Annotated in this window: 14 protein-coding genes and 1 tRNA gene; 5 read left to right on the top strand and 10 right to left on the bottom strand. The window is 64.5% G+C overall.

Annotated features, from left to right (window positions below; translation table 11 throughout):
• Positions 1 to 39: 39 nt before the first annotated feature.
• Complete coding sequence (locus AC5Y4T_RS01105) at positions 40 to 990, bottom strand: helix-turn-helix transcriptional regulator (protein ID WP_499951640.1); 951 nt, start codon at positions 988 to 990, stop codon at positions 40 to 42.
• Positions 991 to 1,165: 175 nt separating this feature from the next.
• Between AC5Y4T_RS01105 and AC5Y4T_RS01100 the strand changes: the two genes are divergently transcribed.
• Together AC5Y4T_RS01100 and AC5Y4T_RS01095 are read left to right on the top strand one after the other, a co-directional pair.
• Positions 1,166 to 1,888 carry a GAF and ANTAR domain-containing protein gene (locus tag AC5Y4T_RS01100; RefSeq protein WP_499951637.1) on the top strand — a complete coding sequence of 241 codons (723 nt, stop codon included), beginning with the start codon at positions 1,166 to 1,168 and terminating at the stop codon, positions 1,886 to 1,888.
• Positions 1,889 to 2,006: 118 nt separating this feature from the next.
• Positions 2,007 to 3,110 (top strand): glutamate--cysteine ligase, encoded by a 1,104-nt coding sequence (locus AC5Y4T_RS01095; protein ID WP_499948523.1) that lies wholly within the window; start codon positions 2,007 to 2,009, stop codon positions 3,108 to 3,110.
• Between the two features lie 21 nt (positions 3,111 to 3,131).
• On the opposite strand, the gene AC5Y4T_RS01090 is transcribed toward AC5Y4T_RS01095, so the two are convergent.
• The 6 genes from AC5Y4T_RS01090 to pgm all read right to left on the bottom strand — a co-directional run bounded on the left by AC5Y4T_RS01090 (position 3,132) and on the right by pgm (position 9,656).
• The gene (locus tag AC5Y4T_RS01090) at positions 3,132 to 4,373 is read right to left on the bottom strand and encodes an MFS transporter (RefSeq protein ID WP_499948524.1); all 1,242 of its coding nucleotides are present in this window, start codon (positions 4,371 to 4,373) and stop codon (positions 3,132 to 3,134) included.
• Entirely contained in the window at positions 4,370 to 4,888 is a 519-nt protein-coding gene (locus tag AC5Y4T_RS01085; protein ID WP_499948525.1) for a hypothetical protein, read from the bottom strand. The genes AC5Y4T_RS01090 and AC5Y4T_RS01085 overlap by 4 nt, the downstream gene beginning before the upstream one ends.
• 1 nt (position 4,889) lies before the next feature.
• Positions 4,890 to 6,254 carry a molybdopterin-dependent oxidoreductase gene (locus AC5Y4T_RS01080; RefSeq protein ID WP_499948526.1) on the bottom strand — a complete coding sequence of 455 codons (1,365 nt, stop codon included), beginning with the start codon at positions 6,252 to 6,254 and terminating at the stop codon, positions 4,890 to 4,892.
• Between the two features lie 380 nt (positions 6,255 to 6,634).
• Positions 6,635 to 6,707: transfer RNA gene (locus AC5Y4T_RS01075), tRNA-Ala, on the bottom strand.
• Positions 6,708 to 6,750: 43 nt separating this feature from the next.
• Positions 6,751 to 7,971 (bottom strand): MFS transporter, encoded by a 1,221-nt coding sequence (locus tag AC5Y4T_RS01070; RefSeq protein WP_499948819.1) that lies wholly within the window; start codon positions 7,969 to 7,971, stop codon positions 6,751 to 6,753.
• A gap of 53 nt (positions 7,972 to 8,024) precedes the next feature.
• On the bottom strand, positions 8,025 to 9,656 hold the full coding sequence (gene pgm, locus AC5Y4T_RS01065; RefSeq protein WP_499951635.1) for a phosphoglucomutase (alpha-D-glucose-1,6-bisphosphate-dependent): 1,632 nt from the start codon (positions 9,654 to 9,656) through the stop codon (positions 8,025 to 8,027).
• A 101-nt stretch (positions 9,657 to 9,757) separates the two neighbouring features.
• On the opposite strand from pgm, the gene crcB (AC5Y4T_RS01060) reads away from it, so the two are divergent.
• Positions 9,758 to 10,156: a fluoride efflux transporter CrcB gene (gene crcB / locus AC5Y4T_RS01060; RefSeq protein ID WP_499951634.1), complete on the top strand. Its 399-nt coding sequence runs from the start codon at positions 9,758 to 9,760 to the stop codon at positions 10,154 to 10,156.
• On the top strand, positions 10,153 to 10,533 hold the full coding sequence (gene crcB, locus AC5Y4T_RS01055) for a fluoride efflux transporter CrcB (protein ID WP_499951633.1): 381 nt from the start codon (positions 10,153 to 10,155) through the stop codon (positions 10,531 to 10,533). Before crcB (AC5Y4T_RS01060) ends, crcB (AC5Y4T_RS01055) begins: the two co-directional genes overlap by 4 nt.
• Before the next feature lie 14 nt (positions 10,534 to 10,547).
• Here the strand turns inward: crcB (AC5Y4T_RS01055) and AC5Y4T_RS01050 are convergent, their stop codons facing one another.
• Genes AC5Y4T_RS01050 through AC5Y4T_RS01040 form a run of 3 tightly spaced genes read right to left on the bottom strand, consistent with a single transcriptional unit; the run spans position 10,548 to position 12,522 of the window.
• Positions 10,548 to 11,174, bottom strand: a complete 627-nt coding sequence (locus AC5Y4T_RS01050) for a GNAT family N-acetyltransferase (protein WP_499951630.1) — start codon at positions 11,172 to 11,174, stop codon at positions 10,548 to 10,550.
• 40 nt (positions 11,175 to 11,214) lie between these two features.
• Positions 11,215 to 11,571, bottom strand: coding sequence for a DUF488 domain-containing protein (locus tag AC5Y4T_RS01045; protein WP_499951627.1), 357 nt, complete (start codon positions 11,569 to 11,571; stop codon positions 11,215 to 11,217).
• A gap of 27 nt (positions 11,572 to 11,598) precedes the next feature.
• Entirely contained in the window at positions 11,599 to 12,522 is a 924-nt protein-coding gene (locus AC5Y4T_RS01040) for an HpcH/HpaI aldolase/citrate lyase family protein (protein WP_499920030.1), read from the bottom strand.
• Between the two features lie 314 nt (positions 12,523 to 12,836).
• Here AC5Y4T_RS01040 and AC5Y4T_RS01035 point away from each other — a divergent pair, with 314 nt between their 5' ends.
• Positions 12,837 to 13,118 carry a WGxxGxxG family protein gene (locus AC5Y4T_RS01035; RefSeq protein ID WP_499920029.1) on the top strand — a complete coding sequence of 94 codons (282 nt, stop codon included), beginning with the start codon at positions 12,837 to 12,839 and terminating at the stop codon, positions 13,116 to 13,118.
• Positions 13,119 to 13,281 lie beyond the last annotated feature (163 nt).

Genomic DNA, 13,281 nt, shown 5'->3' with positions numbered 1-13,281 from the left:
TCGGCAACAGCGATCAGTATCCGTGCTGAGTCTGCATCCCTAGCTGCGCAGCGTGAGATGGGGGCTTTGGCCGTAGCACTGGCGATAGTAGACCGCGAACCGCCCAAGATGCGCAAAGCCCCAGCGCCGGGCCACTTCTCCGATTGTGGTCGTCAGGTGGTTGCCGGCAACGAGGTCGCAATGAGCATTGTGCAGGCGGACCCGGCGCAAGTACTCCGTTGGGGTGCAGTCGCGATGCTTGCGGAACATATATTGCAGCGCCCGAGGTGTCACATAAACAGCCCGCGCGATCTCGGCGGCCGAGATATCACGGTGGGCGTTGTCATCGATGAAAGCGATGGCGCGACGAAGCAATAGCGGGGTGCTGTCATGCCGATCTTCGATCGTGGGTTCGAGCAGTGCACTGTTGGGCAGCGCTGCCAACACGCTAGCGGCCAGGTGCTGTCCGGCGGTCCCCACCACCAGTGGTGAATCACGCACCTCCGCATCGGCGAACACCAGCTGGTGAAGGTAGCCCATCACGGCGCTGAGTTGCCGTCCTGCGGACTTCGTGGCCGGCCTTTGCCCCAGTAATCGCACTGGCCCGCGGTGACCAGTCGGCGCTGCTGCCGCGACTCGATCCAGCAACGCAGGATCGAACATAAGCAAGTCATACGATGCCTCACGAAGCTGACCCGAGAACGGAAGCTCCGGTGGAGAAAACAGCGTCACATCCCCCGGCGCGAATACTTCACCGGGCCGTCCGTGAGTGTTCTCGACGATGCTTCCCGACCGTATGCGGCACAGACAAACCCGCTCCAGCGGGTCGGCTTCGAACGCCAAGGTGTAGTCGACCTCGAGCGTGTCGGCATTGATGTTGCCCAGCCACCTCCGGACCACGTGTGCAGAGGACCGCTCACCGTCGCCACTTATGCGCAACCGGGTGTAGACGCGATTTAGGAAATCCTCGGTGACGTCCAAATTGTCGCTGGCGAATTCCACATCCTCCACGTCGGCCCTCCTTCAACCCTTGCGCCGCGTGGAAGACCCAATATACCGGCGCGCAGTGCGCTGCCCCACAATCAGTCGTACCCGCCATTATCCGAAAGACGAAGAGAGCGGCACTCAAAGCGAAAGCTATTCTCGCGGCTCGACCGGCGTGACGAAATGCCGTTAACGTCGGGTCGTGCCCGTCCAAGAGGGCCACGTCCCCGGTTGTAACGGCGGTGCTTACCAGCGCATCGCCGCTCTTGCGCGAAGCTTGCAAGACACCAGCCACGGCGCTGCCGGCTCCGCTATGCAACGGATAGTCGACTATGCCACCAGCGAAATCGAGGGGGCGCAATATGCCGGCGTCACGCTTACGACCGTGGACGCCGGCGTACAAACCCCTGCAACGACTCACCCGTATCCCGCCATCCTGGACGCTCTTCAACAACGCCACCGTCAAGGACCCTGCCTGGAAGCCGCCTGGCATCAACACACCGTCCGCGTCGACGACCTCTCCACCGACCGGCGCTGGCCAAATTATGCCCGTGATGCCCTCAGGGTGACGCCGATCCGCTCTGTGCTGTCCTTCCGGTTGTTCACCAGCGAGCGCACGATGGGGGCACTGAACTTTTATGCCGAGCGGCCCCACGCATTCAACAGCACGACAGAAGAAATCGGCTACGTCTTGGCCACTCACGCCGCGCTGGCGTGGCAGGCGGCGCGGCGAGAAGACCAATTCCAAAGCGCGTTGGCCAGCAGGGACGTAATCGGGCAGGCAAAAGGAATTCTCATGGCGCGCTTCAATATTAGTGCCCTACAGGCATTTGAGTTGCTCAAGCGCCTCTCCCAAGAGCGGAACACCAAGCTAGCCGATATAGCCCATCGACTCACCCATCTCCGCGATTTCGATTGCCTCTGATTTGGTCGCGGCCCAATGAACTGCGGACCTTGACGATGCTGTCGCCACTACATCACGGAGGAACCGGATCCGGCCCGACGGCATCGATTATCCAATCGGCTAGCGGGTATCCGCCGGCGTGAAGTTCGCCTGCTCGCCCCGCCCGACCGTCGGTGTCGAATGGGAGTTCGCACTGGTGGACAGCCAGACGCGTGACCTGACCAACCAAGCCGCTGCGGTTATCGCTGAAATTGGCGAAAACCCCAGGGTGCATACGGAATTGCTGCGCAACACGATCGAAGTGGTCACCGGTGTGTGTGACAACGCGGCGGAGGTGGTCGATGATCTCCGCGGGACGTTAGGGTCGGCTCGACGCATCGTGCGAGAGCGCGGGATGGAGCTCTTCTGCGCGGGCACCCACCCGTTCGCTCAGTGGTCGTCGCAGGTGCTGACGGACGGGCCGCGCTACGCCGAGTTGATCAATCGCACTCAATGGTGGGGCCGGCAGATGTTGATCTGGGGCGTACACGTACATGTGGGTATCGCTTCGGCGGACAAGGTGATGCCGATCATGACTTCGCTGCTGAACTATTACCCGCATCTGTTGGCGCTGTCGGCGTCGTCACCGTGGTGGGCGGGCGAAGACACCGGTTACGCGAGCAACCGGGCGATGCTATTCCAACAACTGCCCACTGCTGGTTTACCCTTCCATTTCCAGACATGGCCTCAGTTCGAAGCGTTCTTCCATGACCAGCACAAGACCGGAATCGTCGATAACGTCGATGAAATCCGTTGGGACATACGCCCTTCCCCGCGGAACGGAACGGTCGAAATACGCATCTGCGACGGAGTGTCCAACCTGCGGGAGCTTCAGGCGCTGACCGCGCTAACCCATTGTCTGGTAGTCGATCTGGACAGGCGGCTAGATGCCGGTGAAAAGTTGCCGACCATGCCGCCCTGGCACGTTCAGGAAAACAAATGGCGCGCAGCACGTTACGGCCTGGATGCGGTTATCATTCTGGATGCCGACAGCAATGAGCGGTTGGTGACCGAGGATCTGGACGACGTGCTGAGCCGGCTGGAGCCGGTGGCGAAAAAGCTGCATTGCGTCGACGAGTTGGCATCGGTGTGCGGTATCTATCACCCAGGCGCGTCATACCGACGGCAGCGTGACACGGCTAAGCAACATGGGGGAAGCCTCACCGCAGTTGTCGACGCTCTCATTGCGGAAATGGATATATAGTCGCCTCCTGGACGCACGACTTCACAACGCATCTCCCTGCGGTGTCCCGTCATTGGCGGATTCTGTACCGATCGGCGCGTAACCGTTTTGTTGGCGCCGAAGCGGCACCAGCGGCAACGCCAGCAAGGGAAACAGACCACAAACCGCCCAGGCCAACGGATAACCAGCAGCCATGATCAACTCGGCGAATACCGGAGGTGCCGCCGCTACCACCAGACGCTCGAACGTATTCTGCTTGCCCAGCGCCCACCCACTCCAGAAAGGTCCGGCGATCTCGGGAATCGTCGTGAACGGCAGACCATTATCGCCCGTTATCGCCGATGCGGCGACCATGACTGCCACCGCGATTCCCCAACCCAGCTGATCGGTGAGCGCCAGCACCAACATGACCACCGAGGTGACGATGGCGATCGGTCGGAGCGGACGCATCCGCGAGCCAATGTGATCCGCCCACCTACCCGCCGCGATGCGCGCCAAGGCGCCGACCAGTTGCGAGAATCCGACCATCGCGCCGGCCCAAGCCAACGACAATCCGTGCTCGCTCGTGAACCAAACGAGCATGAAGGTCAGAACCACCGGCTGGGGCACCATCAGCAGGGCCGAGGCTATGTGGATGCGCCACAACCGCGTCTTTCGGTAAAGGTCACCCACTTCCCGCACGTTGACTTTTTCCCGTTGCGGGCGCGGTGGATCGGTTACCCCGATGAGGCTCGCGACCGCTGCCACAGCGCACAGGCAGGCAGGGAACAACAGCGCCGCCGATAGATTGCGTTTTGCGAGCTCCGGTATGACCAAGGCCGCCAGAGCAATGCCGAAAGGCTGTGCGGTCTGGCGGATGCCCATCACCAGGGCACGCTGGTGCGCGGCAAACCAGCCGGTCACCAGCCGACCGCTGGCTGTGATGCAGCTGGCGGCCGACATTCCGCCGAGAACCAGAAACGCCCCCATCGCCATCATCGAGTGCATCGACGCCGCGGCCAGACCCGCCGTCGCCGTCAACCCCAGACCCAAGGTCAGGGTTATCCGTTCACCGATGCGGTCCAGCAGGTAGCCCCAGGCGATCAGGGTCAACATCATCCCGAAGCTTGGCATCGAAGCGAGGAGGGCCGCCTCGGACAGGCTGGTGCCGCGATGGGCCAGGGTGGGGATCAAGAACGCGACGCCGTTGATGAACACGTTGGCCGAAAGCGACGCGAACTGCGAGACGCCAAGCATTGACCAGCGCCTGGCGGTGCTGACGTCCGGTGTCAGTTGGGTCGTCAAAGCGGCATCCCCTCGGTAGGTGCAACGGCGCGTCGGTGGGCCGAAATGATTCGTACGCCATAGATGACGGCGCTGGCGCCGAACATGATTGCGGTGAGCATGAGCCACCGTCCGAGGAAGGGCTCCTGTGTCAGTCCGGTGTCCTCAAAATATTTCTCGGCGCCCTGCTTGATGATGTCCGGCGAAAAGATGAGCAGAATCAGCCCCGATCCCAGGGCAGGAACCCGTAGATGGTTGCGGGCCGACACCCGTGGCTTACTGCGCCGGTTGGCCGGCGGGCTGAGGAGCCGATCGGCTAGCGCGTAGATCGGGAACAGCACCAGATCGTGGAAGACGATCGCCGCAGCGAACCACAAGGTCATCGATTTCCACCAGGTGCCTTCCGGCTTCCATAAGGTGAACGGCCCGGCCGTGAAGATCAGATAGCCCAGTAACGCGAAACCTGACACCATGGTCAGCAGGTGCACTGGAGTCGACCCGTAAACGTCGCGGAAATACGTTGCTGCCTTTGCCATCTCAGTTCCCCCTGAAGTCGATGGACGTCACCCATTTGGTGTTGTGCACGCCGGGCAAAGCGGGAATTATGATCCGCGCCGGGTAACCGTGGTCGAGCGACAAGTCCGCGCCGTTGACCCGCAGCGCCAGCATCGCATCGGGATGGCCGACCTGGTTCGCCTGCAACGTGGCGCGGTTGAAGTAACCCTTGCGCCCCAATGAGGAAACCAACGTCGCGCGCGGGGCCGACACACCGGCCAATGCCGCCAGGTCGGCCAGACGTACTCCGCTCCACGTTTGAACCGTGGACCAACCCTGCACGCAGGCGATCGGTAGTCGCGCACTGTGCTGAGCCATAGCGATCAGCTCGTCGCGCCGCAGCACCAGCGGTGCCGGTCCACCGCGTAAGGTCAGCCGCCAGTTTTCACCCGTTGCCGTCGGATCAATGCCTACCCCCTTCGCCGTTTTGTTGATCCGGAAGTCATTGGGCCCCTTGCCGGTTGTGTCGCCTGTGGGAAGCATCAGCGGCAGGTGCCGCGCCAGGCCGCCGATGGTCTGTCCCGCGCTGATCAAAGCTGTCAACGCCGCGGCGCCACCGACCACCCCGAGCACGCCACGGCGACTCATCGTCGGCGGCCCGGGTTCAGCCGCCACCAGTCCATCGGGATCTGGGCGCTGAGGCAAGGTATCGGCGCGATTGGTGCGCAACACGTTTCGCAGCGGCATCGACCGCAGACCGGCGATCATGCGCGGGGTCTTGAGGGTGATGTGCATCAGAAAACCGGCGATGAAGACCCAGGCGCCGTAGTAGTGCGCGGGGAAGAAACTGAAGCCGAAGATGTAGTCGTATTGGATGTAGAGCACACCGGTGGCCATCTCGAACAGAATTCCGCCGACCAGCAACGCGATGGATAGCCGTTCGAGCACCTGGGCGATCGACCGGCTCGGCGGCCACGCGAACAGGCGCGGGATCACCGACCAGAGCTTGGCCAACACCACCGGAATGAGTACCAGGCCCAGCCCGACATGCAGGCCCTGGCTCAGTCGATACAGCCACACGGGTCGAGTGGGCCAGTCGAACGTCGGCAGCTTGAGCCACCCCACATGCACCGGCAGGGCCTGCCCGAACTGCGGTCCATACGCGATGTAAGACAACAGCCCGGTCAAAATCACGATCGGCAGCCCGATCAGCAGAACCAAACCGAACACCGAAGTCAGCCACGGTCCACGTAGCGGACTGCGCCAGCGATGCAGCCGGTCGACGCCCGGCGCGGGATGCCGATCGAGCCAGCGCCAGACCCGAGCGGGAAACCCGTAACCACCGGAGTTACCCGGCGGCTGCGAAGCGATGCTCCACCCAGAGCCTTGACGGTAAGAATCACCCATGAGCACCATTTACGTCGGCGCCGGGCCGATGCGAAGTGTCGCCGCGGGCGACAACGCCTGCGAACACCGGATCCCGCGGCCGCTGCAAAGCGTTATCCGGCGCAAACGGAATTCGATCACCAACCCGAGCCACGGTCTCTGTCATTCGCCGTCAGATACCCGAGCGGGCACGACTTACACCACGTCATCGGTGGGTTAAGCGAGGGACTGCTGCTGCCGGCCTCGTTCTGCACCACGCTGCAGGACCGCGTTGATTCCCCGCTGCGGCACCGGGAAGACCAGCCGCGCCATCCTCACCGCCGAGGGAGCCAACACCTTTTCTCGATGAGTTACAGGCGCTGACACGATCACCGTGAAGCCTTGACCAGCATTTTTCTCGGTGGAGCTAAGGGGACTCGAACCCCTGACCCCCACACTGCCAGTGTGGTGCGCTACCAGCTGCGCCATAGCCCCGAGAAGTCGTGCCCATCGAAGCTACACCACCGTTAACCGTCCATCAAAGCTGCTGCTCAGGCAGGTTCGCCGTGTGCGGAGACGGCAACGGATCCGGTTCGGAATCGGGCACCGCCCGGGTTTCCGGCGCCGCCACCCAGCCGACGGCGGCGATCAACAGGACTACCCCGCTGATGGTGAAGCCCCAGCCGTAACTCAGCCGCTCGGCGACCCAGCCGAGCGTCATCGAGCCGACAATGGCGCCCAGGTCGGACATCATCTGCACCGCCGCCACCGGGCTGCCCGCGCGGGCCTCACTGCCGAGAATGTCGGCGACCGCCGCCTGCATCGGCGACATGTAGATTCCCGTCACCGCACCAACCACAATCGCAGCGGCCAGAAACGCCGGCAGCGACGACGCGGCGCCCAGGAAAACGGTCGCCACGCCGGACAATGTGAGGCCCACGATCATCAACGTGCGCCGCCCCATCCGGTCAGATAGGTAGCCGCTGGGGATCATCGCTATCGCGTTGCCTCCGGCGAACGCCGCAAGCGCAATGCCGATGATGCCGACGCCGCGGCCCATGACGTCGGTGATGAACAAGGGGACCAGGGCGACGCGGAGGCCGAACGCCGACCAGCCGGTCGCGAAGTTGGCCCCCAGCGACGACCAGTAGGCGCGAAACCTCAGCGCCTCTCGCATCGTCACCGTGGATCGCGTCGGCGGCCCCGGCGCGGCCAGGGTCGAATTCCGCAGGCTGTAGAACAGCACCGCCGCCACGCCCAGCAGCGCGACGCCGTACACGATGAACGGAGCGGTCAGGCCCCACCCGGCCGCCAGGGCGCCGACCGCCGGCCCACCCACCGCGCCCACCATGAACGACGTGATGAACAGGCCCGCGACCCGTCCGCGCGCGTCGGGCGGGCTGATATGGATCATCAGTCCCAGCGCCGAAACGTAGAACATCGTCGACCCGACGCCGCTGATCATGCGGAAAACCAGCAGTTGCCAGTAGGCCTGGGAAAACGCACACGCGGCGGTGGAGACCGCGACGATCAGCATGCCGCCGATGTAGATCCGCCGCTCCCCCAGGCGCTGGACCAGCTGGCCGCTGATCGGCGCAAAACACAGCCGGCTCAACGAAAAGACGGTGACCAAAAAAGTCACCGCCTTGATGCTGACCCCGAAACTGCGGGCGAACGACGGCAGCGCCGGCGAAATCACCCCGTAGCCCAGCGCGACCATGATGTTTGCCCAGCTCAGGATCCAGACTTCGCGCGGCAGGCGGGGAGAACGGAACGCACGCCCCTCCGAGCGGGCAAGCCGGAGGGAAATAGTCACCCAATGACTTTATTAACTACCTCGCGCGCGGTTTCCTGCACCTCCGCTAGATGCTCAGGCCCGTTGAAGGATTCCGCGTAGATCTTGTACACGTCCTCGGTGCCCGACGGGCGCGCGGCGAACCACGCATTGGCCGTCGTCACCTTCAATCCACCGAGCGGCGCGCCGTTGCCCGGCGCCGCGGTCAGCTTCGCCGTGATCGGCTCCCCCGCCAGTTCCGTCGCCGTCACCTGATCGGCGGACAGCTTCGACAGCCGGGCCTTCTGCTCTCGATCGGCTGGTGCGTCGACTCGCGCATAGAACGGTGTGCCGTACTCGGCGGTCAGCCGCTGATAGCGCTGGGACGGACTCACTCCGGTGACCGCCAGAATCTCGGAAGCCAGCAGTGCCAGGATGATGCCGTCCTTGTCGGTGGTCCACACCGAGCCGTCCCGGCGCAAGAACGACGCCCCGGCCGACTCCTCACCACCGAGGCCGATGGTTCCGCCGATCAGGCCGTCGACGAACCACTTGAATCCGACCGGCACCTCGATCAGCTTGCGGCCGATGCCGGCGACCACCCGGTCGATCATGGACGAACTGACGGCGGTCTTGCCGACGGCGATGCCGCCCGGCCACGACGGCCGCTGGGTGTAGAGGTATTCGATGGCCACCGCGAGGTAGTGGTTCGGGTTGAGCAGCCCCGCGTCGGGGGTGACGATGCCGTGGCGGTCGGAGTCGGCGTCGTTGCCGGTGGCGATCTGGTAGTGGTCTCGGTTGGCGATGAGCCCCGCCATCGCGTCCGGCGAGCTGCAATCCATGCGGATCTTGCCGTCGTGGTCGAGTGTCATGAACCGCCACGTCGCATCGACCAGCGGGTTCACCACGGTGAGATCCAGACGATGCCGCTGCGCGATCTCGCCCCAATAGTCCACGCTGGCCCCGCCCAGCGGGTCGGCGCCGATGCGCACCCCGGCCGTGCGGATGGCATCGATGTCGACGACGTTGGGCAGGTCGTCGACGTAGTTGCCCAGGTAGTCGTGCCGCCGCACGGCCTGCAGCGCGCGGGCCAGCGGAATGCGTTTGACCCCCGCCCCCTCGCGCAGAATCTCGTTGGCGCGCTTGGCAATTGCGTTGGTTGCGTCGGTGTCGGCCGGGCCGCCGTTGGGCGGGTTGTACTTGAAGCCGCCGTCGGCGGGCGGGTTGTGCGACGGCGTCACGACGATTCCGTCGGCCAGCGCCTCGGTGCGGCCGCGGTTGTAGGACAGGATGGCGTGGCTGACCGCGGGTGTCGGCGTGTACCGGTCGCGGGAGTCGACCATGGCGACGACGTCGTTGGCGGCCAGCACCTCCAGCGCCGACACCCAGGCCGGCTCGGACAGGCCGTGCGTGTCCCGGCCGATGAACAACGGGCCCGTCGTGCCGTGCGCGGCGCGGTACTCCACGATGGCCTGGGTGATCGCCAGGATGTGAGCCTCGTTGAACGCGCCGTCCAGTGCTGACCCGCGGTGCCCCGACGTGCCGAAGCCGACCTGCTGTGCGACGTCGCCGGGGTCGGGCCGTATCGAGTAATACGCCGTCACCAAATGAGGTAGATCGACGAGGTCTTCGGGCTGGGCCGGCTGGCCGGCGCGTGGATTGGCCACCATGGGTACCAATTCTGCCCGTGTCCGCGTCCACCCGGGCTGCGCCGGTCTGGACTTCGGCCATACGCTGCGTAGCGCACCGGCAAACGAAGGGAATCCACCCAGTGGCTCAACGGGATTATCGCGAACTGGCCGCGGTGTTTGTCGGTGGGGCGTTGGGCTCCCTGGCCCGGGCCGCGCTGAGCACGCTGGTCGGCGGTGACCCGGCGAGCTGGCCATGGCCCACGTTCACGGTCAACATCGTCGGGGCGTTTCTGGTGGGTTATTTCACCACCCGGCTACTGGAGCGGTTGCCGACATCGAGCTATCGGCGGCCGCTGCTGGGCACCGGGTTGTGCGGTGGTTTAACGACTTTCTCGACAATGCAGGTCGAGACCCTGAAGATGATCGAACACGACTACTGGGGGCTGGCCATCGGCTACACGGTCACCAGCATCGTGTTGGGCCTGCTGGCCGCACACCTTGCCACCAAGTTGGTGCGTCGGGTCCGGGTGCGCCGGTGACCGCCACGACGACGACGGCTCTGGTCTGGGCCGGCGTCGCGCTCATCGGTGGCATCGGGTCGGTGTTGCGTTTCGTCATCGACCGGACCGTGGCGCGGCGAGTATCACGGCCTTTTCCGTTCGGCACGCTTGCCGTGAACATCAGTGGCGCAGCGCTTTTGGGTTTCCTCGGCGGCATGGCGCTGAACAAGGAGGCGGCCCTGCTGGCCGGCACCGCCTTCGTCGGCGCCTACACCACGTTTTCCACCTGGATGCTCGAGACACAGCGGCTCGGGGAGGAACGCCGGCTGCGGGCCGCGCTGGCCAACATCGTGGTCAGCGTCCTGCTCGGTGAAGCGGCGGCGTTCATCGGACAGCAGATCGCACAGCACCTTTGATCGGGTCCGGGCTATCAGGCGTCGCGTCGACGCGGAATATCGTCGGGAGTTCGGGGCAGCACATACAGCGCCATTCGCCGATTCGACATGTCATGCTCGCCGAGAAACGCACAGCCGCCCCGTTCACAGAACTTGCGCGCCAACGCATTGCGATGATCGGGATCGAACATGATGCGGCGACACCGCGGATCGAGGGTGAAGATGCTGGTCACCAGATGCGGCAACAGGTAACTGACGTGCCCGCGTTCGATGTGATCCAAATCGGCAACCGCGACATGCAATCCCAGATCATTGGGCTCATGCTCGTAGCGACGAGCGATGGAATCCTTTGCCGCTCTATATAATTCGATGTATGCACGGTCTACCCCGTCCAGGGTGGCGATGAGCGGGCGAGAGAAGGCGCCCTCCAATTGCGCTTGGAGGTACCGATGCCACCGCTCCACCGGCCAGTCGGACTCCCATGCCTCGACCAGATGCGGCCGATTCATCCACTCCGAGACCATCTCGGCGTCAGCGTCCGGGTCGGCAACGCGCAGGCCGTACGGCTCGGGCAGTTGCGGAATGGGCGGCGGGGGGACGCTGCGGATCGCCTCGGGAAGGTCGATCAGTTCCCGCGGAAGAATGGGTTCGGCATCAGTCATGTCAACCGGCGAGCCTACGACGCTGTCGGTCTAAGCCCGTTCACCGGGGTTCGAGCAGCTTGGCCAGGACCGCGGCCTGGCTGATGTCCAGCTCACGGGTCGCGGTCACCAGCGTCACGGCTTTCCGCTTGGCGAGCTCATGGAGGTCGTCCAGCGCGCCGCTTTCGCGCAGTTCGGTCTTGTAGCGTGCCGCGAATTCGTCGAACCGATCCGGATCGTGGTGATACCACTCGCGGAGGTCCTTCGACGGCGCGACGTCCTTGCACCAGATACCCACCCGTGGGTCGTCTTTGCGCACCCCGCGGGGCCAGACCCGGTCGACCAGGACGCGCTGGCCCTCGCCGGGGTCGACCTCGTCATAGACCCGCGCCACCCGGACCCGCCTCTTGGCGCTCACCCGCCCAGGGTAGCGGCGTCCGTCGGCTCAGTAGTGGTAGGTGTCCGAGGGTGCGGGCGAGTGATCACGCTCTTCCTCGTCGATGTCCAATGCCTCGATGCCGTACGCGCGGGCCAGCTCCAGGATCTTGGTGGCCCGCGCGATACGGGGCAGATCGGAGCCGTTGCGGATCTCTCCCCCGTCGCGCTCGAACTCGGCGAAAAACTCCTTCGCCCAGGATATTTCGTCGTGCGAGGGCGACAATCCCTCGTTCACGACGGCGCATTGATCCGGGGTCAGGCAGATCTTGCCCGTCATCCCGAACTCTACGGAAACGGCGGTGGCCTCGATCAGCTTCAAAGCGTTCGAGCCGATGGTGGGCCCGTCGATGGCGCTGGGCAGGCTGGCCGCCTTGGCGGCGATCGTGAAACGGGAGCGGGCGTATGCGAGCGTGCCGGGGTCTTCTCCGAAACCGGTGTCGCGGCGGAAGTCGCCGATGCCGAAGGCGAGCCGGAAGGTGCCCTTCGTCGCGGCGATCTCGGTGATGCGCTCCAGGCCCCGGGCGGTTTCGACCAGAGCGACGATCGGCACATCGGGCAGCCGCTTCGCGGTCTCGGTCACGTGATCGACCGATTCGACCATCGCCAGCATCACCCCGCCCACCGGGGTGGCGGCCAGGGCGGCGAGGTCGTCCGCCCACCATGGGGTGCCGAAGCCGTTGATGCGGACCCAGTCGGTATTGCCGGCGTTCAACCAACGCACCACGTTGTCGCGGGCGGCGTGCTTGTCTTTGGGCGCGACGGCATCCTCGATGTCGAGGACGACGATGTCGGCGCGCGATTGCGCCGCGGACTGGAACCGGTCGTCGTGTGCACCATTCACCAATAGCCAACTTCGGGCCAGAACAGGGTCGATGCGGAAGCCGACGACATCATCGGACTCTGGCGCGCTGTTGTTGACCTGCTCGTACATGTCAGCTGATCTGTCGCCTTCTCGTGCTTGCGGTCTTGGGCTCCTTTACCGTAGCCCGACCGCGAAAGAACTCATGCCGGACGGTCGTCTCACCTTCGTTTTGCCACAAGAACCACCGGAGACGTGATAGCCAGCAAACGAAACCGTCATCGCCGGCGAGTTTCCCCGCGGTGGGCAGGGGTAACACACACTTCGCCACGTTACGGCCATCGGTCGTGCGTCGGATCCTGCGGAGGCTAGAGCAACCTGGTCCCGAAATGCGTCTCGATCGCCCGTCTCTGGGACCGACCGAGAAAGACCCACGAGGAGTAGATATGCGTAAGGCCATAGCAGTCGTTTCAGCCACCGGGGCACTGTTGTTCGGTGGAGCGGGTGTCGCAAACGCCGCCAACCCGAGTGCACCCGCGCCGTCGTCCACCACAACGACTCTGGCGGACAACAACAACACCAGCAATGACCAAAAGAGCGACAACAACGGGCTGTGGGGCCTCGTCGGCCTGTTGGGCCTGGGCGGACTCGCCGGACTGATGCGCCGGAAGGACCACGTCGCCGGCACCGGCGCCGGACCGGCCGCCACCCGGGGCCGCGGCGTCTAGCCTCATCCCCTAACCCTCGGGTCCCCGTCAGCCGCGCCGCGGCTGACGGGGATCGCTGGGTCCCGGTTACAAAACGCATTGCGCCGCAAGGAATTTTGATCATTGAGTTGGCGCAACGAGCCTCGCGCCCAGCGCAGCGTCCGTTTGACCACTTGTGCAGCGG

This window comes from Mycobacterium sp. NGS11, assembly GCF_059813315.1.
Note: the sequence above shows the minus strand (reverse complement) of the source record. Positions and strands in the feature narration are given on the sequence as shown.